This window comes from Paenibacillus sp. VTT E-133291 (assembly GCF_002264395.1).
Taxonomy (GTDB): domain Bacteria; phylum Bacillota; class Bacilli; order Paenibacillales; family Paenibacillaceae; genus Paenibacillus_AQ; species Paenibacillus_AQ nitricinens.
Genome location: NZ_NFVA01000035.1, coordinates 28,056 through 50,110, shown reverse-complemented (window position 1 = coordinate 50,110; position 22,055 = coordinate 28,056). Strand labels below are relative to the sequence as shown.

Here is a 22,055-nt window from a genome sequence, read left to right as displayed (position 1 = left end):
CGCCTTTTTTCGCAACTTCTGTTATGCTGATTAAGAGTCTCAATTGAAAGGGAATAGAATTATAATGAAATTTGCCGTGCTTGATTTTGAAACAACGGGAACCCAATCCGTGGGTGAAATCATCCAGGTTGGCCTTGCAATTATAGAAGAAGACCGGTCCATCTCCCGGGTATATGGTTCCTACGTCAAGCCCGGAACGCCGATACCTCCTTTTATAACTGGTCTAACGGGGATTACCGACGATGATGTAAAGGATGCACCTGAGCTGGATGAGATGATGATGGAGCTTGTTCCACTCTTGGATGATGTTGTGCTTGTAGGGCATAATGTCGCATTCGACTTCCATTTTTTGCAAAATGCTTTAGACCGATGTGGGTATTTACCATTTCAAGGACGGATTTTAGATACGATTGATTTTCTGAAAATCTGCTTTCCTTCCCTCACATCCTATCAACTAGGATCAGTTAGTGCACATTTTGGTGTGACGCATGAGCGTCCGCATCAGGCAGACAGTGATGCACTCGCAACTGCTCTTGTATTGCTGAAATGTCTGGAGGAGCTCTACGATTTGCCTCTGCTGACGATCCAGAGACTCTGTGAGCTGTTTACGGAAGAGGATAGTGATCTTGGTTGGTATTTCGATGGTCTGCTGCGTGAACGGGAAGCGGAGACGCTTCAGCCCGAAGGTGATCTGACTTTTTATCGTCAATTAGCGCTTGCTGTAGGAGACTGGAACGAATTAGCTCCACCTCGAGACGAGCATGCTGAGAATCCGCTACAGAATTTATCTTTTACAGATTATATGGATGAAGTAACGAAACGACTTAAAGAAACTTTGCCGCAGTATGAAAGCCGAGAAGCTCAGGATATTATGATCAATGAGGTGATGACGGCACTTGCCGAAGACAAACATCTATTGATCGAAGCAGGGACAGGAACCGGCAAATCACTTGGTTATTTGTTGCCTGCCATATACCAAAGCGTTCGCACGAATGAAAAAGTTATGGTCAGCACTCATACTATTAATCTGCAGGATCAATTGCGTGAGCGGGATATTCCTTTATTAACACAGGTAGTTCCATTTCCATTTAAAGCTGCAATTTTTAAGGGCAGAGGGCATTATTTGTGTCTTCGTAAGTTCGAACATAAAATTAATAAAAAAGACTTTGTCAGTCCGAGGGAAGATGCGCTTACTGCGGCTCAGATGATCGTTTGGCTGACGCAAAGCGAATCAGGAGATGACGAAGAGCTCAACTTAAGCGGTCGTGGAGGAGATTTCTGGGAGACGGTGGCTAGCGATACCGATTCTTGTCTGGGGCGCTCCTGTCCTTGGTTCCGTAAGTGTTATTACCATCGGGCAAAGCATGAAGCTGGTATTGCAGACGTAGTCATTACGAACCACTCTAAGCTTTTCGCAGATGTTAAGGCTGGGCACCAGCTACTTCCGGCTTATGAACATCTTGTAATTGATGAGGCCCATCATCTGGAGGACGTGGCTGGCAAGCATTTAGGCATGCATATGAAGCATTTCACGGTGGCACATACACTATCGCGTCTTTATAAGGATAGTCGAAATGGCCAACTTCCTACGCTTCGCCAAATGCTTCAGTCATCAGGCAGTGAGGAAGCTTCTGAATGGAGCGGAGTGATCGATAGAATCTATCCGGACCTGCTTACCATAAAAGAAACCTGGGATCTGCTTAGTGATAAACTATTCAGCCTCTTGCCGGAACGCAGCGATGCAGCAGCGGGAGAAGCTGGCCAGTTAGTCATGCGGCTACTTCCTACCCGTAAACCGAAAGATTGGGATGAATTGGTTGCTTTAGAGAATACTATGAATCTGACATTAAGCGAAATTATCCGTAAAGGTGATAAAATGCTTAATGAAATGCGAGATCAAGAAGGTCAATCTTCCTCAGATAGTCTAGTTACCGATATTAGCGGCTTATTTAAGGATTTAGCTTCAATACGTGAGCAAGTACGGTTTTTTATGGGATTAAACGATGAGAATGTAGTATATTGGCTGGAGGCGAATGGAAATTATCGCAGTAAATCGCTACAGCTGTATGCCGTTCCTGTTGATGTCAGTACTCAGCTTAAGGAGCTGTTTTTCGACAAGAAGAAAAGTATCGTGCTAACTTCGGCGACACTCTCTGTTGATAAATCGTTCCAGTTTATGATTGATAATCTCGGACTTAATGAAGCTGCGGAAGAGGGGGGTCTGATGACATCACTCCTGCCTTCTCCTTTTAAGTATCGGGAGCAGGCGCTGTTAGTTATTCCACGGGATTTCCCTAGTGTGAAGGGCAGTGTGGGCGATGCCCGATTTGTTGATACACTCGTACAATCACTAGCAGAAGCAGCGACTACAACACGCGGGCGGATGCTTGTCCTGTTTACATCTTACAAGATGCTACGCCAGGTTTATGATCCTTTGAAAGAGGCTCTAGCCTCACAAGAGATCACGGTGCTGGGTCAAGGCGTGGAGGGGGGCAGCCGTAGCAAGCTGATCCGCCGTTTTCAGGACAGTGCAGCCTCTGTACTGTTAGGAACAAGCAGTTTTTGGGAGGGTGTTGATATTCCGGGTGAAGCATTAACATGCTTGGCCATCGTGAGGCTCCCGTTTCAACCGCCAAACCATCCCCTAGCGGAAGCGAAGTCTGAGTTATTACAAGCCCAGAAAAAGAATCCGTTCATGAAGTTGTCTGTTCCTCAGGCGGTTATTCGCTTTAAGCAAGGATTTGGAAGGCTGGTGCGGACAGCGCAAGATCGGGGTATTGTTATTGTGTATGACACCAGGGTGATCGAATCTCACTATGGGAAATATTTCCTCTATTCGTTGCCTGGCCCAAAAATGGAGCATATGCTTACGGATCAAATGGTTCCTCGTATAGCGGAGTGGTTGGAAGACGGAGGCGTTTCTTAAAAAGAACGTCATCGATCATATTAATCACTCTACAATGAAGGGCGGTATAAGAATACCGCTCTTCATTGAGACGAGGTACACGAATTAGTATAAGGTTAGTAAAGAATATTACTTACATTAGGAGGTAAATTATGAAATCGGAAAAAATATCAGAAGCCGTTGTTCGCAGACTTCCTGTGTACTTACGTTTCCTAAATGATCTACAGAAACGTGAAATATTAACCGTTTCCTCTCAAGAGCTAGGACAGAAACTTGATTTGAATCCCGCTCAAATTCGCAAAGATTTAGCTTATTTTGGAGATTTCGGCAGAAAAGGTATCGGGTATGACGTAACTTATCTTATTGAGAAAATCCGTCATATTCTGAAGCTGGATCAACAACTGAATGTGGCTTTAGTGGGTGCCGGTAACCTTGGACATGCATTATCTAATTATAATGCTTATTTGAAAGATACTATGAAGATTACCGCTATATTTGATTCCTATGCGCCTAAGGTAGGGCGGAAAATCAACTCACTTACCGTTCAACCGATGGAGGAGCTTGGTCAGACGGTTCGTGAGCAAGGTATTCGAATTGGGATAATTACAGTACCTGATTCAGAAGCGCAGAATGTAGCGGATATTCTCATTGAGTCTGGCATTGAGGCGATTTTAAATTTTGCACCAGTGATTCTAAAAACACCATCGAATATCCGGGTTCATGCTGCTGATTTTACAACAGATTTGCAAAGCCTTGCTTATTATTTGAAGGATGGAAAGGAAGAAAGCAGAAATGAAGAGCAATAAAACGATTATCAAGGGCGGGCGTTTTCTTACTCCGGGAACGGATGAGCCGGTTCTTAGTGGATATATGACTATTGAAGATGATTTGATCACTTACATAGGAAAAGAAGAGCCTTTAATAGAAGACGATGTGCAAGTTGTTGATGGCAGTCGTCTGTTGTTTATGCCAGGTCTGGTAAACACGCATGGCCATGCCGCAATGTCATTGCTTCGTGGTTATGGAGATGACTTAGCGCTTCAGGTGTGGCTTCAGGAGAAGATGTGGCCGATGGAAGAGAAGTTCACCGGAGAAGATGTATACTGGGGAACCTCCTTGTCTGTACTTGAAATGCTGAAAGGTGGCACTACAACCTTCCTGGATATGTATGATCATATGGACCGAGTAGCGGAGGTCGTCGAATTATCAGGTATTCGTTCCGTACTAATGAGAGGCGTAATCGGTCTATGTCCAGAAGAAGTACAAAATCAGAAGCTTGCGGAAGCGGTTTCTTTTGCGCGTAACTGGCATGGTAAGGCTGAAGGTAGAATTACGACAATGATCTCGCCACATGCCCCATATACATGCCCACCAGACTTCTTTGTTAAGTTTGTGCAGGCGGCTCATGATTTGAATTTACCGATGCATACCCATATGTCCGAAACGAAACGCGAAGTGGAGCAGAATGTGGTGGATTACGGACTGCGGCCAGTAGCGCATTTAGAGAAGCTTGGAATGTTCACACGTCCGTCTATAATCGCTCATGGTGTTCATTTGAATGATGAAGAGATCGAGATACTGGCTCGTCATGATGTAGGTGTATCCCATAACCCTGGAAGCAATCTTAAGCTGGCTAGTGGAGTTGCTCGAGTTACGGATCTTCTAAAGGCCGGAGTGAAGGTGTCACTGGGTACAGATGGAGCGGCAAGTAATAATAATTTGGATATGTTTGAAGAAATGCGTCTTGCAGCACTCATCCATAAAGGTGTAAGTGGTGATCCTACGGCTGTTCCGGCTCCGGAAGCTCTACGTATGGCTACGGAGTATGGCGCGAAGTCTATCTTTTTAAATGATGTGGGTAGACTCGCTGTAGGTATGAAAGCTGACTTTATTGCTATTGATATAGACCAGCCGCATTTGCTCCCACACACAGATCTGTTGTCTCACGCTGTTTATTCTGCCAGTGCCAAGGATGTTGAGCATGTATGGGTGAATGGTAAACAGGTTGTTAAACATGGACAATGTGTAACGCTAGATGAGGAAGCCATCCGTCGTAAGGCGCAAGAAGCCTTTGATGGACTGCTTAAACGATAGTCTAAGATCATAACAAATAACTGAAAGGCTGTGACTTTCTGCAATTGCAAAGTTACAGCCTTTTGTGTTTCTGATCATTAGATCATTGAAAGAGATATGAAACTTTGGATAAACACACGGGTGTGTTATATAATCAAAAAAGATATATTACTAGAAAGGGAGCTGTACCTTGAAGAAAAGGAAAAAATGGATCCTCCTGGGGTCAGTTCTGATTCTGCTCCTTCTGTTCGGACTCATCCAGTTCTATGCTTATATTATGAAAGATCAATGGAACGAGCGAGATATCGCTAAGGATGTCGCCAAAACCAGCGCGGGTCTAACAGAGGTAACTAAAGCACAGAAATCCGTGTGGGATGAAAATGCAGTCTACTGGGTCTTAACAGGGAAGAATGAATCCGGGACCGAGTTGATGGTTTGGGTACGCTTTACTGTAGATGGGAAGTTTGCCGAAGGCGCCGACGCAGTATTCGCCGAGGAACTAAGTAAAGGGACCTCTGAAGAAAAAATGCGTAGTCTTATAAAAGCCGATCTCCCGGATATTAGCATTGAACGGTTGTTACCGGGGGTGTATAACGGAGAGTATGCTTGGCAGCTTTTTTATAAACAAAGCGGTCGGTATTATTATCAATTTTATCGGTTCTCAGATGGGGCTCGAATGGGTGAAGGATACAGTTTACCTAGCCGCTAAGTTAAACAAAATTACTTTAGGAGAAACAAGCGGACTATTTATGGTTCGCTTGTTTTTATATAACATATTAGATTGATACACTAAAAGTATACGTAATGTGATATACTATAAGAGTAGTTTTTATATATTGTCGTCAAAACCGCATACGAAAATAGGCCTGTTAATTAGAGATAAAGGCCTGTTTTTGTCGAAATAAATCAATATTTTTAATGAAATGGAAATATTTAAAAAATAAAATTTTAAATATATTCACACTTTTTATCATTTTCGTATATACACCTGTGATATACTACTGTTTGTAATTAGAAGAGTAGTAGTAGAACGTTAGGCTCTGATGAGCATTAACGGCTGTGATTTTGGATCATCCTGTTTATCGTTTTGTCATCTTTGAGAGGAGGACGTTTCTTGAAATTACGTCTTGTACCTGTACTGATAACGTCTCTACTGTCCGCTACGCTATTATTCGGAGGATTCTTTTTATATCGTCAGTTTGCTTTACAGGAACCACTCCAAAAGATAGTATCAGGCTATGAAGGAGTGAATACTTCACATATTAGTATTAACCGTGATGAGGTCACTTTGAAACTTGAATTACAGCCGGGCACGAATTTACGTGATCTGGTATCGTATGTTTCCAAAGAAGGAAAATCAGTGATTGAGGGACGTAAACTTAAACTGGATGTGGAGCAAAACTCCAGTGAATTATTGGATAATTACTGGGATAAAGCGTTGTTCTCTGTAGCTGAAGCGATGGAGAGCCGTAAATATACTCTTATACCTGCTGAACTTGATAGATTGAAAGAGCAGAATACCGACTATAAAGATGTGATAGCAACAACTGAAATCGACGACACAAACGTGTATGTAAGCTTGAGTAACGGGAAAGAAAGCAAATTTATAATTTTACCACGCAAACCTGCGACCTTGGGGGTATGGAATAATGCCTAAATACCTTAAAGAAATTTTAATCGGATTTATTCCTGTACTGTTTATTTTCATGGCTTTTTTAGGTATTAATATATTCCCTATAGTTATAGCAGCTGGGATGCTTACTGCACTACTTATCATTGCTCATTTACGTGGCGGGCTTACGGTGAACGCCGGTGCTGGAAAGAAACGCAAGAAGGAAGGACCTTCAAAACTCACTTTTGAAGAAATTGGTGGGCAAGACAATGCAAAGCAGGAGCTCCGTGAAGCACTCGATTTCTTGATCCGGCATGAGGAAATCAGTAAATTTGGGATTCGTCCTTTGAAAGGGATTCTGCTTACAGGCCCTCCAGGAACAGGTAAGACCCTTATGGCTAGAGCGGCAGCCCATTATACAAACTCAGTATTCGTAGCTGCATCAGGCAGTGAATTTGTGGAAATGTATGTGGGTGTCGGTGCTGGCCGTATTCGTGATTTGTTTAAGGATGCACGTACCCGTGCCGCTAAAGAGAACAAGCAAAGCGCTATTATTTTCATAGACGAAATTGATGTAATTGGCGGTAAGCGTGAAGGTGGGCAGCAGCGTGAATATGATCAGACCTTAAATCAGCTGCTGACTGAAATGGATGGTATTTATAATAATGAGACACCGCGTATTCTGTTGGTAGCTGCAACGAACCGCAAAGAGATGCTGGATTCGGCATTGCTACGTCCTGGACGGTTTGATCGTCATATTCAAGTGGACATGCCTGACAAGAAGGGCCGCAAATCGATTCTGGAATTGCATGCTAAGAATAAACCTCTTCATGAAGAAGTGAGTCTCGATAAAATCGCAGAAGAAGCCTATGGCTTTTCCGGTGCTCAGCTTGAAAGTGTCATGAATGAGGCTGCGATTTATATGATGCGTGAGGACTTGACGAAAGTTGAGCAGCGGCATCTGTCGATGGCAATTGACAAGGTAATGATGGGTGAAAAAACGGATCGAGAAACCAATCACGAAGAGAAAAAGCGGGTCGCCATTCATGAATTGGGACATGCCATTATGGCAGAGCTCCTGCGTCCCGGAAGCGTCAGTCAGGTTACATTGACTCCACGTGGGCAAGCCCTTGGTTATGTGCGGCATAATCCTCAGCAAGAGCAGTATTTGTACACCAAAGATTATTTGGAAGATCAGATTATGATTGCACTTGGTGGAGCGGCGGCTGAAGAGATGTATTATGGCGGACGAAGCACAGGTTCGCGGGGTGACTTTGATCAGGCGCTGAATATTGTGGAAACGATGATGAAGTCAGGTTTAACTTCGCTGGGTATCGCCAAGCTGGAAATGGTTACCACTGAAGAGCTTATGAAGGAAAATAGTAAGATATTGGATGAACTGATGGTTCGTACTCATGAGCACCTTGAAAAGCAACGAAATGTATTTGATTACTCTCTTGACATTTTAATGAAGGAAGAAGTACTCTCTGGAGAGCAATTTCGATGTCAATTTCGTGACAGCGTCCTTTTACCAGCATAAATATTTATGCTGGTTATTTTTTTTTACTTTTCAGGCATGCTAAGATATCATTATATGTCGGGCTTTATAAATTTTTGCGACAGACAAGGTACAATACAAAAGTATAGATACCTGAAAGGATGGAGACTTTTTTATGAATTTCAAAAAAATAGGTGTCATCGGCGGTGGCACAATGGGACAAGGTATTGCTGAAATGTTAGCAGCCAAAGGCCTGGATGTATTGCTGGTGGAGAAAACCGCAGAGAAACTGGACTACTCTTACGAAATGATCGAGACAAGTCTAGATAAGCAACTGGAGAAATGGGCGATCACTCAAGCTGAGAAGAAGTTGATTCTTAGCCGCATTCAAAAAGTGACACATTTCGCGGAGCTTAGCTCTTGTGACATGGTTATCGAAACAATCGTTGAGGATTTGGAAGAAAAGAAAAAGATTTTGAATCAACTGGATCAAGTATGTCCAAACCACATTATTCTTGCCAGCAATACGTCAACACTTAGCTTGACTGAACTTGCAAGTTCTACAATGTATCCGGAACGCGTTATCGGTATGCATTTCATATATCCTGTAGCTAAAGTAGATCTTGTTGAAATTGTACGCGGTCTGAAAACCTCAGATGCTACTTTTGAAGATACAAAAGCCTTTGTTGATGAGATTGTTGAGAAAAAAGGTGTAATGATTTATGAATCCCCAGGATTTGTAACATCACGCCTCATTTGCTTGTTCATCAATGAAGCTATGCATGTGCTGCAAGAAGGCGTTGCCTCTGCACAGGATATTGACGATGCTATGCGTATTGGTTATCAATTCCAATATGGACCGCTTGAAATGGCTGACAGATTCGGCCTGGATTCGGTACTTGCTGCACTCGAAAATATGTTCCGTGAATACGGAGAACTGAAATACCGTCCTTCTACTATTCTTAAAAAGATGGTACGTGCAGGACAACTGGGTATGAAATCAGGAGAAGGCTTCTTCAAGTACGACAAGGATGGTGACCGTGTATGAATATTCTAGTTATTAACTCAGGTAGTTCTTCATTGAAATATCAGCTGTATAACATGACTGATGAATCGGTTTTGGCTAAAGGTCTGGTTGAACGTATTGGAATGGATTCCTCCATTCTGAATCATAAACCGACTGGCAAAGCGGAAGTGACAGAAGTAAGCGAAATTCTGGAACATAATACTGCAATCCGTAAAGTCATTGCCTGTCTTACAGACAAAGAGCATGGTGTTATTGAATCCATTAAAGAAATTGATGCTGTAGGTCACCGTGTAGTACATGGTGGTGAGTTCTTCAAGGCCTCCGCTCTTGTGGATGCTGACGCAAAAACGAAAATTCGTCAATTGTTTGACCTTGCACCACTGCATAACCCGGCAGCAATGATGGGGATTACGGCTTCTGAAGTAAATATGCCGGGTGTACCGCAGGTTGTTGTATTCGATACTGCATTCCACCAAACTATGCCTGAAAAAGCTTATATGTACGCTATTCCTAGAGTACTGTACAATAAATATAAAGTTCGTCGTTATGGCGCACACGGTACATCACACGACTTCGTAAGCAAGGCTGCTGCGGAGTACTTGGAGCGTCCGCTGGAAGATCTGAAGATCATTACTTGTCATATTGGTAACGGCGGTAGTGTAACTGCAGTTCAAGGTGGAGTGTCCGTGGATACTTCCATGGGTATGACCCCTCTGGAAGGTTTGATGATGGGTACTCGTAGTGGTGATCTTGACCCAGCAATTGTCCCTTACGTGATGAACAAGGAAGAATTGTCCGTAGGTGAAGTGAACTCCATGTTGAATAAACATAGTGGTCTCTTAGCCATTTCGGGCGTAAGCAGTGACATGCGTGATATTATTGATGGTATGGAAAAAGGTGAGCCTAATTCCACGCTAGCTTTTGAAATGTATGAGTACCGCTTGCGCAAGTATATCGGTTCATATACGGCTGCGATGAACGGTGTAGATGCGATCATATTTACTGCCGGTGTTGGTGAAAATGCTTCATTGCTTCGTGAGAAACTGCTAAATAACCTTACTTTCTTGGGTATTGAGTTGGATGCTGAAGCTAACAAAGTTCGTTCCGGCGATCCACGTCGTATCTCTACGGTAGATTCTAAGGTACAAGTGCTAGTAGTTCCGACAAACGAAGAACTTGTCATTGCACGTGATACACACCGTATTGTGCAAGGAATTAACGGCTAAATTAGAGGAGAGATTGAAGGCATGGCTAACAAGAGTGTAATTAAGAACGTGAATGAACATGTTGGAGAGAGTGTTGTTATCGGTTGTTGGGTAAACAACAAGCGCTCCAGTGGTAAAATTCAGTTCCTGCAGCTTCGTGATGGTACAGGTTATATTCAGGGAGTTGTAGTGAAATCTGAAGTACCTGAAGAGGTATGGGATGCAGCTAAGAGCCTCACACAAGAAAGTTCTTTGTATGTGACCGGAATTATTCGCGAGGAACCTCGCAGTCAATCAGGTTTTGAAATGACTGTAACTGGAATTGAAGTCCTGCATCTTACAGAGAATTATCCAATTACTCCGAAAGAGCATGGCGTAGATTTCTTGATGGATCACCGTCACCTCTGGCTACGTGCCTCGAAGCAACGGGCTGTTCTGGTAATTCGCGCGGAAATTATTCGTGCAATTCAACAGTTCTTCAACGAGAGTGGATTTACAAAGGTTGATCCTCCGATTCTGACGCCAACGTCAGCAGAAGGAACTACTAACTTGTTCCACACGAAGTACTTCGATGAGGATGCCTATCTAACACAAAGCGGACAGTTGTATATGGAAGCTGCGGCAATGGCCCTGGGCCGTGTCTATTCCTTTGGACCCACTTTCCGTGCGGAGAAATCAAAGACTCGCCGCCACTTAATCGAGTTCTGGATGATCGAGCCAGAAATGGCTTTTACAGATCACGAAGAAAGCTTGAAAGTACAGGAAGAGTTCATTAGCTTCGTAGTGCAATCCGTATTGAAGAATTGCCGTGCAGAGTTGGAAACGGTAGGTCGCGATATTTCCAAACTGGAGAATATTAAAGCCCCATTCCCACGTATTACTTATGACGATGCAATTAAGTTCTTGAACGATAAAGGCTTTGAAGATATCTCTTGGGGCGATGATTTCGGTGCACCTCACGAAACAGCAATCGCAGAAGCATACGATAAACCTGTATTTATCACTCATTACCCTGCTTCTTTCAAAGCGTTCTACATGAAGCCAGATCCAAATCGTCCGGAAGTCGTGCTGTGTGCTGATATGATCGCTCCAGAAGGCTACGGTGAGATTATTGGTGGTTCTCAGCGGATCGATGATCCTGCACTGCTTGAAGAGCGTTATAAAGAGCATAACTTGTCAATGGACTCTTACAAATGGTACATGGATCTGCGTACTTACGGATCAGTACCTCACTCTGGTTTTGGACTTGGACTTGAGCGTACTGTAGCATGGATCTGTGGTCTTGACCATGTACGTGAGACTATTCCATTCCCGCGTACACTGTACCGTCTCTACCCATAATTTATATTTAAAGGGGGACGTTCATGGACGGCAAAGGATGGAGTACCTGGGGCGAAGGCGTCTCCTTCGGTCTGGAGAACGGAATGGCCGTCATACCTTACGCATTACTGAAGTATTACCGGAAGCTCAATTTAAGCGGAAGTGAAGCGATGCTGCTGATACATCTGCTTTCTTTCAGGCAGGTGGAAGGGGTTGATTTCCCTTCTCTTGAGGAGCTTCAGGTTGTAACAGGCCGTAGCATTTCTGTTCTAGCAGGAGAATTGCAGAAGCTTATGAAGGAAGGTTTTATTAGCATCGATGGAGACAACGATGAGCTAAGAGACATCCATTATGAACGCTACAATTTCTCAGGGTTATACGGAAAGCTTGGTGCTTATCTAGCGACAGTTGTTCAAGAACATGAGCAAGATAAGCACGCAGGTGGCTATGCAACGTCGGCACCGCGGGCTGCTTCAGGGGGCGGATTCGGAACGCCTCCCTCATCTCCTTCTCAACTTGGAGCTGAAGAGGAAAGCCGGAATCTGTTCAGTATTTTCGAAAAGGAATTCGGTCGTCCGTTATCTCCGATGGAGTGTGAGACGATATCTAGTTGGGTGGATCAAGACCGGTATCCCGAGGAGCTGATTCTGTTAGCACTGAAGGAATCTGTATTTGCAGGAAAGGTTCATTTCCGTTATATTGATCGAATATTGCTGGAATGGGCCCGTAACCGGGTCAAGAACGCTCAGGATGTTAAGGACTATACACAAAAGTTCCGCAATGGCGGAAGATAGATCATTTTGGAGAGAACCGTATTGCTTTAGCCCATCGCTAAAGTCAGTACGGTTCTTTTTAATATTTTATAAAAAAAGTGCAGGGGTAGTTATAATTGAGAGCGTCTATTGCTGTGGGAAGGAGGGGAGAGTCATTGAAGATGAGTTATTGATCAAGCGAATTTGCCAAGGAGACGAAGAGGCCTTCCGCCAATTTGTGAATACATACAGTCAGCAAATATACAAAGTTACTTATTCTGTATTACGCGATGTCAGGATGGCTGAAGATGCTGCTCAGGAAGCTTTTTTACAGATGTACAAATCTCTCCCTGACTACCGTTATCAAGGCTTGAAGTCATGGATTACACGGATCGCCTTAAATAAGGCAATAGATGCTAAGCGTAAACGAGATCGACTCAGAGAACTACCCGTTGACTATGAGCTTGTACTGAGCCAGACCGCTTCCAACGAGGAGGATGTGTTGTCAGGTGTTATACGCCGTGATCGGATGGATCGGCTGCTGGGTGAAATCAATAGCCTGCCTGAAACTCATCGTGAAATTATGGTGGCTTATTATCTGGAACATAAAAAATATGATCAGATTGCTGCAGAGCAGGGAATTAGCCTGAAGACGGTAGAGTCCAGATTATATAGGGCAAGACAATGGATTCGAAATCATTGGAAGGAGGACGAATGGCTATGATGAAGCATGGAGACGATCCAATCCAACGGGAACAAGCAAAAGCTTATATTGAAGGTCATATGGAAGAGGCGGTGAGAGAAGATTGGGAACAGTTACTGCTGGAAGATGAAGAAAGTCTTACTTCATATATGGAAATGTTGGATGAGCTACAAGAGGAACTGCCTTCATTGGAGAATTCGTCTGCTTTTACAGAGAGAATTATGGGAGCATGGGTTAAACCAATGGCGGAATCTTCAGCATTATTGGAACAAGTGGCGGTTGAAGAAGGTGGACGGCGATATCGCTGGTATGAAAAAACAATCTTTCATTATGCTGTTGCCGCGTCACTTACGCTGTTGATCATGTCCTCTGGCATGTTTGATAAGCTGCACACAGGTCAAATGGAGCTTATGATCCCTAAAAAAGATAATTTACCGTCATTTAGCGAGCAAGTCATACAGGCAACTAGCGGATGGTTGGATCAGCTAATGGGCAACAGAAAGTGATGAGAGGAGAAATGAAACATGCAACAGCAGCGTAGTAATTTAAAGGCCTTTTTTCTTAATTTGATTCCTGGAGCAGGTCATTATTATATCGGAAAACGTCCACAAGGCATTGTTTATCTTCTGTTAAGCTTTGGCATCTTATTTATGTCATTCTTGATAGCTGTGGCTGAAGGCGCTGAGGATATTTTAATAATGGGTGTGATGGGGTTCCTACTTATTGGGACAGTTTCTATGGTGCATCTGGTGGTAAAAATGCTGCAGATGCCTGCTCCGGCGATGGCTCCAGATGGATCGAGGGTTGATTTTATTTCGGTGCCCGTTAAAACTGCGGATAATGAGCGTGTCCATGTAATCTTATTATCGTTCATTCCAGGATTAGGTCATTTTCATATGGGGCTGATGCAGCGAGGGTTATCCTTCCTCATTTCTTTCTTCGGTTTTATGACCGTGATGTTATTCCTGGCTGGAATTACGTCTAGTGACGCTTTTCTTCTCTTGTTTGGCGTATTACCCGTTATCTGGTTGTATTGCATGTTTGATGCGGTTCAGTTAATCCATCGCAAGCAAGCTGGAGAAGAGATGGTAGATCGGACTTTATTCGAAGAGATGGAGGCGGGTCGTGAGGAGGGGCGCCGCAGCAAAGTTTTGGCAACGCTGCTTTCTGCTTTTCCAGGTGCTGGACAAATGTATCTAGGGCTGCAAAAAAGAGGTTTACAGCTCATGCTGCTATTCCTGGGAAGTATTTATGTCATGGATCTACTGCGATTAACATTGCTCTTCTTCCTGATCCCAGTCATTTGGTTCTACAGTTTGTTCGATGGCTTACAGCTTGTCAGCCGACATGGTCGGGAGCCCTTGCAGGATAAGCCAGTTATCGAAGGATTCTTAAATCATCAAGGGTGGCTTGGAGCTGCATTATTGTGTCTAGGATTGTATTACATTGTAGTGAATGTCGCAGTTCCTGCGCTTGATATCAGATTTCCTGAATGGCATTTGGAGTATATAGTCAATGAATATTTCAGAACCATTATCGTATCTGTGCTATTAATTGGCGGTGGTTTGAAGCTGATGGCGGGAAGTAAGAACAATAAAGGGAGAAAAGGGACAGGTGGTCATTCTTGAATAATCCGACTGAATTACAGCAGGGAGTCATTGTTCCAAGCGAGCGTCCAGTCACTGAAGATAAATCAAGACGCTGGCGTGTAGGGACATTATCGATGGGACTGAGCCTTTTATTTCTGGGGGCTTTAATTATGGTCTCGCAGTGGAAGGGAGCGGAAGTGTTTGAGACGACGCTTGCTTGGTGGCCGGTCATTTTTATATTGTTAGGTTTGGAAATAGTGATATACACTTTATGGTTTCGTGGAAAAGGAAAAATGTATTATGACGTGTTAAGTATTCTTTTCGTAGGGTTTATATCTGTATGTTGTCTGATTTTTGCGGGATTTAGTTCCTTAGGATTAACTCAGGAATTTCGCCGTACCGTCTCAGCTGTGGAGGAAAGTTATACATTACCTGATTGGCAGGGAACCGTTCCAGACGGCGTTAGTACCATCATTGTCCAAGCTGCCGAGCCTTACGGGATTAAAGTGGATCAAACGGGTGGGCACGAGCTGAATGTATTTGGAAGTTATTCTACAAATAAAGGGAAGCTAAAAGAAGCACAAGAGCAACAACTGCTTCAGACTAAGCATGTCGGGAATACGCTATACATCATTTTAGGGGAAACTCCTAGAGATTTGCTATTTGATAATTCTAGGAACAACCTTGACGTGACTGTTGGGGCTCCGGCTAATGTTAAAGTGATTGTTCGAGATACTTATGGAAATGTCGTATCGGGCAAATCATAGCCTTAACTTCAAAAAAAGATCGCTTCCTGACCAAGTTGGTCTGGGAAGCGATCTTTTTTGAAAGATAAGGAATTTTAGGTTACGAATGCAGCTCTTTTTCAAGCGCCGCGCCCATTTCGCGGGAACGTTCGGCACATCGGTTGACTGCCGCAATGACAGTTTCAAAGAATTCTCCGTGCTCCAGCACTTCTATTGCTGCTTGTGTAGAGCCATTCGGGGATGTGACCTTCTTACGAAGTGCAGCTGGCTCCTCACCCGTTTGTTGTACCATTCTGGCAGCGCCTAGCACTGTTTGGACAGTTAGCTGTGTGCTTTGTTCAAGCGGCAATCCACCACGGATACCTGCGGCGATCATTGCTTCCATCATGTAATAAATATAGGCAGGTCCACTGCCGGAGATACCTGTCAAGGTTTCCATGCGTTCTTCATCAATGACGGTTGTAAGTCCAACAGCTTCAAAGATGTTGAGTGCAAGGCGTCGGCCTTTCTCATCAACTTCTTTGGAGAAGGCTATGCCAGTGGCACCGAGACCAATGGAACTGGAAGTATTCGGCATTGTACGGACGATAGGTTGCTCTTTGCCAAGCAGTCCTTGCATCGTTCGAATAGACAATCCAGCGATTACAGAGACTATGATCTGATCAGGAGAAAGAAGAGGACCTATTCCTCGTAGCGCTTCTGCAGCGTCTTTTGGTTTCATAGCTAACACGATTACTGGTGAATTCTTTAGATAATCTATTTTTTGCTCAGGATCATTTGTACCCATTACACCGTATCGGCTTCTTAATTCTGCCAGGCGTTCACTACTGCTGCGATTAAGCATAATAACATGATCGGATTTCACGATACTGCGGCTAATCATCCCGCGAACGATGGCTTCTGCCATGGAGCCTGCGCCATAAAATACAATATTATGATTCATAAGTGGAATGGAAGGTTGCTGACACATGGCTAAAATCCTCCTAAAAGTTGTGAGATTGAAAACAGAAGCGTGGACACTAACCCCGAATTTGACCTGTTCCGTAAATCTTATACTTAGTTGAAGTAAGGGCAGGCAGACCCATCGGTCCACGGGCATGTAGTTTCTGTGTACTAATGCCGATCTCTGCACCGAATCCAAATTCAAAGCCATCTGTGAAACGGGTTGAGGCATTGTGATAAACAGCCGATGCATCAATTTCTTGTAAGAAGCGTGCAGCATTTCCTTGATCTTCTGTTACGATACATTCCGAATGTTTTGTTCCATACTTAGCAACATGCAACATGGCTTCGTCCAAATTGCTCACAATTTTGATATTCAAGATATAATCGTTATATTCTGTGGCATAGTCTTCTAAGGTTGCAGGTAATGCCCATGGGACAAAGGATAATGTTTCCTGGCAGCCACGCAATTCAACATTAACATCACGGAAAGCTTCGGCCAAAGAAAGCAGATACTCATTTGCGTAATCCCGATGAACGAGCAGTGTCTCCATAGAATTACATACTGAAGGTCGCTGTGCTTTGGCATTCAAGCTTATGTTCTTTGCCATTTCTGGCAAGGCACTTGCATCGAGATAGGTATGGCAGATGCCTGCTCCCGTTTCAATGACGGGTACTGTTGCGTTAAGCACTACATTTTGAATAAGTGAGCTGCCTCCGCGTGGAATGATCACATCCAAAAGTCCGTTCAGCTTTAGCATTTCATCTACCGAAGAACGATTAGGGTCTTCAATCAGCTGAAGGGCATTAGGTGGCATTGAGGTCTCAGCAAGAGCGCTGTGCAGAACCTCGACAATCTTACGGTTGGAGGATAGGGCAGAGGAGCCACCGCGCAGCACTACGGCGTTGCCTGTCTTGAGACATAGACCAGCAGCATCTACAGTCACATTTGGACGTGCTTCATAGATAATGCCGATCACACCAAGCGGAACGCGAAGCTTCTGGATGCTAAGGCCGTTAGGGCGTTCTATGCTTTCTAGTGTATCACCGATAGGATCAGGTAATACTGCGATTTGTTGCAGACCTTCAGCAATGCCGTTAATTCGGCTTACATCTAACGCGAGACGGTCAAGCATGGACTCAGGGGTCCCGTTAAGTCTTCCTCGTTCCAGATCCTCCACGTTGGCTTCGATAATGGCGGGAGCTTCACGGCGTAGTGCATCAGCCATAATTAGGAGTGCTTCATTTTTTTGGCCAGTTGTTAGACTAGCTAATATTCCGGTGGTTTCTTTGGCTAATTTTGCTTTATTGACAACTTCACTCATGACGATTCCTCCTTAAATTTATATGGACAAGATTTCTTACCTCAGGGTAATCCATTCGTCACGGTGAATGACCTCCAGCCGGTGAACTTCGCCCAGCTTCGGTACAATCTGACCGCTTGGCAAACCTTGAATACTGCGCAGCTGAGCATCATCGTAATTCACAATCCCGCGTCCAAGTAATTTGGAGTCTGGACCTAGAACCTCTACGACATCACCTGCATGAAAGTTACCTTCGGTCTGCTTGACGCCGACAGGCAGCAGACTATGGCCGCCATGGAGCAGCGCTTCAACAGCTCCTTCGTCTATATACAGAGAGCCCAGTGGGGTGGACATGAAGCCAAGCCATTGCTTTTTGACTGGGAGTGACGATAACTTGGTTGCAAAATAAGTACCTCTACCAGTTCCAGCGGCCGCGAGCTGCAAATCTCCCGGTTCGGTAGCTCTCCCAACAAAGACAGGTACACCGCCTCGCGTAGCGATCTTGGCAGCATCGATTTTTGAACGCATGCCACCTGTTCCCACGCTAGATCCAGCACCACCAGCAATCGCATAAATCTCCGGCGTAATATCATCTACGAACTGATAGCGAACAGCATCGGGATGTTTCCGAGGATCTCCACTATATAAGCCATCCATGTCAGTTAAGACGAGCAATCTAGACGCTTTTAGCAGGTTAGCCACAAGCGCGGACAACGTATCGTTATCGCCGAATTTCAACTCATCTACGGAGACGGTATCATTCTCGTTAAATACGGGCACCGCTCCTTGACGAAGCAGCTCTTCTACCGTCATCATAGCGTTGTTCATCGCTCTGCGACTACAAAAGTCGGTACGGGTTAGCAGGATTTGTGCTGTGGTTATTCCATGCTCGGCAAAAGCTTCCTGATACGCCTGCATGAGCAGTACTTGGCCTACAGCTGCTGCTGCTTGCTTCTCATGCAGCAGCTTCGGACGTGTAGGATAACCGATACTGCGAAAGCCTGCGGCTACAGCACCGGAGGTTACTAATAACACCTCGCAGCCGTTTCTCTTCAATTCGGCAATCTCTGAAGTAAAGAAGGACACGGCTTCGCGATTCAATCCGCCTTCCGTTCCAGTCAGTGAGCTGCTGCCTATTTTGACTACGATTCGTGCCGTCATATCTGTTCACTTCCTCAGTATTTTTATAGATGCTGAAAACGACAAAAAGCCCCCATCCTTAGACTTAGCAAAGGACGAAAGCTTGTAAACTTCCGCGGTACCACCTTCATTGATGAGGGATCATCCGACTTCATTCTCGTAACGGGAGGATCCGTCCTGCTTAGCACAGGCCGCTCGGGGGTAGGATTCGGAACGAAAACCGCGGTAAATTCTTTCAGCCTGTCGGAATTCACTCTCTAGGCGCGGTTTGACTCATTCTTACTGGTCCCGTCTGCACGTTTCACTTATTTTCAATAGAATACCATGGAGATGGTTGCTTTGCAAAGGAAAAACAAAGGAACTATTTCACCCATTAGAAAGCTTTGATTATTCTGTTTAACCTCTAAGCAAGGGGTCGGAACACTTATAATCTGTTGCAAAGAGGTGGATTTAATTGACGAAAGACAACAATCCTGAGCAGATGCAGAATCAAGACCTAAACGAAAAAGCAGAGATCCAGAATAGTGTGACTCGGGAATTTTTTGGATATCATACTGGGAATCCGAACAATAATAGGCCAGTTAATGAAAGTGCGGCTCGGGTGTCAGATGATCAGAACAGCCTTCCACGGGTCTATTCTTCGGTTAATTCAGATACCGTAGATTTAAAGGTTTCAACAAAAGCCTTAGCGGCTTTAGATAAATAACGTCCACGTCGATAGGCTACGACAAGTGTTCGGCTAGGGGCAGGATCAGTGAGCGGTAAGTAGACAGGAACGAATTCACTCCGCGGTGCACGGGCAATAAAATGAGGCACAAGAGTTACACCCATTCCAGTGGCGACCAGAGACTGAACTGTTTCCATGTTATTGCTCTCAAAAACAATTTTTGGCTCGAAGCCAGCGTTTCGGCAAAGATCCATAGTCATTTTACGGAAGCCTTGACCTTCTTTAAGTACGATAAATGGCTCGTCCTTTAGTTCTTCCAAAGAGGTCTTAGTTCCATCTAAGCTACGTTTAGCTAGCGGGTGTTCGGGTGGAACTGCAAGATCGATCCTTTCCTCACCCAGTTCTTCGTAAGCAAGAGCCGGGATTTCGAGCGGCAATGAGAGCAGACTTAAATCAGTCTGACCACTCGCAGTGAGCTTTTCTAGGTTCATGGAGGAGTCTTCGAGCAGTGTGATTTCTACTTCCGGGTAATTTTGTTTAAAAACCGGAAGCACATGCGGTAGTAAATGTGCACCAGTGATCGGCATACTGCCTACAACGACGCGCCCGGTACGCAGTTCAGAAATATCAGACATTTCTTGTCGCAGCAGTTCTACGCCATCAATGATGATTTGGGCTTGCTCTACAAATTTAGATCCAGCATAAGTCAGTTCAACAGAGCTGGTGTTTCGCTGGAACAGCATTACACCGAGCTCTTTTTCCAGCTTGGAAAGCTGCTGACTGAGTGATGGTTGGGCAATGTGCAGCTTGTCCGCTGCACGGGAGAAGTTTTTTTCGGCTGCGATCTGCAGTACATATTGTAGTTGTCTCAGTTCCATGTATAAACTCCTTTGGGAGATTGTTTTTACTTATAAGTATAACCTATGAAACTGGAGTTTTATATAGGTTCGAATGTAAGTTCGTGCACGAACGCACTGACCGGCAAATAGGAAGGTGTGGTTTACCAGTATCCGCTGGAGCCCTTTATGTTTGCCGGTCTAATTTCGATGCTACCCTATTACGTCTTACTATACTTTGCGGGCTGGAGAGATGCTTTGAGGGTTGTTAAATATATTTCCCGGGTCATATTTAGCTTTGACTCTCCGTAATCTAGGATAGTTCGCTCCATAATATACGGGTCCGGAATTTTTAATTCCCTGGTCTGGGACGTTGATGTAGCTCCCCACGATAAATGGCTGCAGCTTCCGACGTGTATTTCGTACTAGGAATATATTTCTGGCAGCTTCCGATTTCTTGATCCATGAGCTATTCCACTCAACATAGAATTTCGCTTTACGCCAGTAAAAGGCTGTTGATTTGGGTGACTTACGGCTCACAGCTCCACCCCAGTTGAGGAAAAAGAAACCTGCGAACTCTCCCTCCACTTTTTCTAAGAATTCACGCATGGACTTAATTGCCTTGTCCGGGAAGGGTTTTCTTACGAAACCGCTGGAGAACTGGTTGCTGACTCTTTGAGTTAGCACTGGATCGGGCGCTAACATAAAACTCACTACTTTTGTATAGGGAAAAGAGCGGATGATTTGATTCGTAGGCGTTCCAATGCTCGTAACGGGCTTTAAGAGGCGGGAAGCCTCTGCTTTTGACCCGAGGAACAGCCCCGTCATAGTGACATTACCGCCTTTTTTCGGACCAATGGATAATTCACTGCCCAATTTGGTATTCACGGAAGGAGCCCAGAGTTGCCAAGCTTTGAATACCTTCTCGAACTGATTCCAAGGCCAGGTGATACGAAAAACGGTAGCTGAAGCTGGAGCTGGACGTACTTTGAATTTGTAACTGGTGTAAACTCCGAAATTACCCCCGCCACCTCCGCGGGAAGCCCAGAGAAGATCAGAGTTACTATTCTTATTGGCATGAATAATTCTCCCTTTGGCATCAACCATTTCGAGTCCGATTAGATTATCACTAACAAGGCCCACGGTTCGCTGGAGCGGCCCGATACCCCCGCCTAGGGTGATGCCTCCGATTCCAACCGTAGGGCTATCGCCGAATGGAGCCATATATCCTCGCCCAGCAAGCGTGTGTGCAATTCTCCCCACTGTATTTCCGGTACCTACAACAACAGTTCCAGATTTTTTATTTAGTTTGATTTCCTTCATTTCACTCACATCGATGACAATTCCTCCGGTGATTTGTGAAAGATTAACCTCCAAAGAATGTCTGCCGCTTCTTGCACGGATGGGGACTTTATTCTCGTTAGCCCATTTTATGGCGTTCGCAACATCTTGTGTTTTTTGTGCAAAGACAAACACTTTCGGGAATTTGTCAGTATGCGGATCCCAATTCTTGCGTGCCGTTTCATACCCTTGATCACCTTTGAAAATAACTCGCCCGGTAAGTCTCGTTCTTGACTTCAATTGTTCCAACTCCTTCTGAGATAACAAATGCACTGCATTTCAACAACCAGGACCCGATATAGTATGAAGGACATTCGTCTAAGGAGTGGGCTGACTAGGGTCTCAGCAAAAAAATCGTCTTCAATCTTATAGGTTAAACCTATCAGTTCTATAGA

The 22,055-nt window shown here is 44.5% G+C and carries 19 protein-coding genes; 14 read left to right on the top strand and 5 right to left on the bottom strand.

Annotated elements, in window-relative coordinates; genetic code table 11:
- The first annotated feature begins 64 nt into the window (after positions 1-64).
- From dinG to CA598_RS15380, 14 genes are all read left to right on the top strand, one after another.
- Entirely contained in the window at positions 65-2,926 is a 2,862-nt protein-coding gene (gene dinG, locus CA598_RS15445; RefSeq protein ID WP_094877087.1) for an ATP-dependent DNA helicase DinG, read from the top strand.
- Between the two features lie 131 nt (positions 2,927-3,057).
- Positions 3,058-3,711 (top strand): redox-sensing transcriptional repressor Rex, encoded by a 654-nt coding sequence (locus tag CA598_RS15440; protein ID WP_094872557.1) that lies wholly within the window; start codon positions 3,058-3,060, stop codon positions 3,709-3,711.
- Entirely contained in the window at positions 3,698-4,999 is a 1,302-nt protein-coding gene (locus CA598_RS15435) for an amidohydrolase (protein WP_094872559.1), read from the top strand. The genes CA598_RS15440 and CA598_RS15435 overlap by 14 nt, the downstream gene beginning before the upstream one ends.
- A 169-nt stretch (positions 5,000-5,168) precedes the next feature.
- Positions 5,169-5,687 carry a cell wall elongation regulator TseB-like domain-containing protein gene (locus CA598_RS15430; protein ID WP_094872560.1) on the top strand — a complete coding sequence of 173 codons (519 nt, stop codon included), beginning with the start codon at positions 5,169-5,171 and terminating at the stop codon, positions 5,685-5,687.
- Positions 5,688-6,092: 405 nt separating this feature from the next.
- A complete protein-coding gene (locus tag CA598_RS15425) occupies positions 6,093-6,635 on the top strand; it encodes a hypothetical protein (RefSeq protein WP_094872562.1) in 543 nt (180 codons plus the stop codon).
- Positions 6,628-8,130 (top strand): AAA family ATPase, encoded by a 1,503-nt coding sequence (locus tag CA598_RS15420; RefSeq protein ID WP_094872564.1) that lies wholly within the window; start codon positions 6,628-6,630, stop codon positions 8,128-8,130. The genes CA598_RS15425 and CA598_RS15420 overlap by 8 nt, the downstream gene beginning before the upstream one ends.
- Positions 8,131-8,263: 133 nt before the next feature.
- Complete coding sequence (locus tag CA598_RS15415) at positions 8,264-9,136, top strand: 3-hydroxyacyl-CoA dehydrogenase family protein (protein WP_094872565.1); 873 nt, start codon at positions 8,264-8,266, stop codon at positions 9,134-9,136.
- Positions 9,133-10,341, top strand: a complete 1,209-nt coding sequence (locus tag CA598_RS15410; protein WP_094872567.1) for an acetate/propionate family kinase — start codon at positions 9,133-9,135, stop codon at positions 10,339-10,341. Before CA598_RS15415 ends, CA598_RS15410 begins: the two co-directional genes overlap by 4 nt.
- Before the next feature lie 21 nt (positions 10,342-10,362).
- Complete coding sequence (gene asnS / locus CA598_RS15405; protein WP_094877086.1) at positions 10,363-11,661, top strand: asparagine--tRNA ligase; 1,299 nt, start codon at positions 10,363-10,365, stop codon at positions 11,659-11,661.
- 23 nt (positions 11,662-11,684) lie between these two features.
- Entirely contained in the window at positions 11,685-12,434 is a 750-nt protein-coding gene (locus CA598_RS15400) for a DnaD domain-containing protein (RefSeq protein WP_094877085.1), read from the top strand.
- 148 nt (positions 12,435-12,582) lie between these two features.
- Positions 12,583-13,116 carry an RNA polymerase sigma factor gene (locus tag CA598_RS15395; protein ID WP_094872572.1) on the top strand — a complete coding sequence of 178 codons (534 nt, stop codon included), beginning with the start codon at positions 12,583-12,585 and terminating at the stop codon, positions 13,114-13,116.
- Positions 13,113-13,601, top strand: a complete 489-nt coding sequence (locus CA598_RS15390) for a hypothetical protein (RefSeq protein WP_094877083.1) — start codon at positions 13,113-13,115, stop codon at positions 13,599-13,601. The genes CA598_RS15395 and CA598_RS15390 overlap by 4 nt, the downstream gene beginning before the upstream one ends.
- Before the next feature lie 18 nt (positions 13,602-13,619).
- On the top strand, positions 13,620-14,723 hold the full coding sequence (locus CA598_RS15385) for a hypothetical protein (protein WP_094877082.1): 1,104 nt from the start codon (positions 13,620-13,622) through the stop codon (positions 14,721-14,723).
- Positions 14,720-15,451 (top strand): hypothetical protein, encoded by a 732-nt coding sequence (locus CA598_RS15380; protein WP_094877081.1) that lies wholly within the window; start codon positions 14,720-14,722, stop codon positions 15,449-15,451. The genes CA598_RS15385 and CA598_RS15380 overlap by 4 nt, the downstream gene beginning before the upstream one ends.
- A gap of 79 nt (positions 15,452-15,530) precedes the next feature.
- Here the strand turns inward: CA598_RS15380 and proC are convergent, their stop codons facing one another.
- From proC to CA598_RS15355, 5 genes are all read right to left on the bottom strand, one after another.
- Positions 15,531-16,400, bottom strand: coding sequence for a pyrroline-5-carboxylate reductase (gene proC / locus CA598_RS15375; RefSeq protein WP_094872578.1), 870 nt, complete (start codon positions 16,398-16,400; stop codon positions 15,531-15,533).
- 49 nt (positions 16,401-16,449) lie between these two features.
- Positions 16,450-17,697 carry a glutamate-5-semialdehyde dehydrogenase gene (locus tag CA598_RS15370; RefSeq protein WP_094877080.1) on the bottom strand — a complete coding sequence of 416 codons (1,248 nt, stop codon included), beginning with the start codon at positions 17,695-17,697 and terminating at the stop codon, positions 16,450-16,452.
- A 36-nt stretch (positions 17,698-17,733) separates the two neighbouring features.
- Positions 17,734-18,837 carry a glutamate 5-kinase gene (proB, locus tag CA598_RS15365; protein WP_094877079.1) on the bottom strand — a complete coding sequence of 368 codons (1,104 nt, stop codon included), beginning with the start codon at positions 18,835-18,837 and terminating at the stop codon, positions 17,734-17,736.
- A 612-nt stretch (positions 18,838-19,449) separates the two neighbouring features.
- The gene (locus tag CA598_RS15360; protein ID WP_076284590.1) at positions 19,450-20,361 is read right to left on the bottom strand and encodes a LysR family transcriptional regulator; all 912 of its coding nucleotides are present in this window, start codon (positions 20,359-20,361) and stop codon (positions 19,450-19,452) included.
- A 189-nt stretch (positions 20,362-20,550) separates the two neighbouring features.
- Positions 20,551-21,900: an FAD-binding oxidoreductase gene (locus CA598_RS15355; RefSeq protein WP_094877078.1), complete on the bottom strand. Its 1,350-nt coding sequence runs from the start codon at positions 21,898-21,900 to the stop codon at positions 20,551-20,553.
- Positions 21,901-22,055 lie beyond the last annotated feature (155 nt).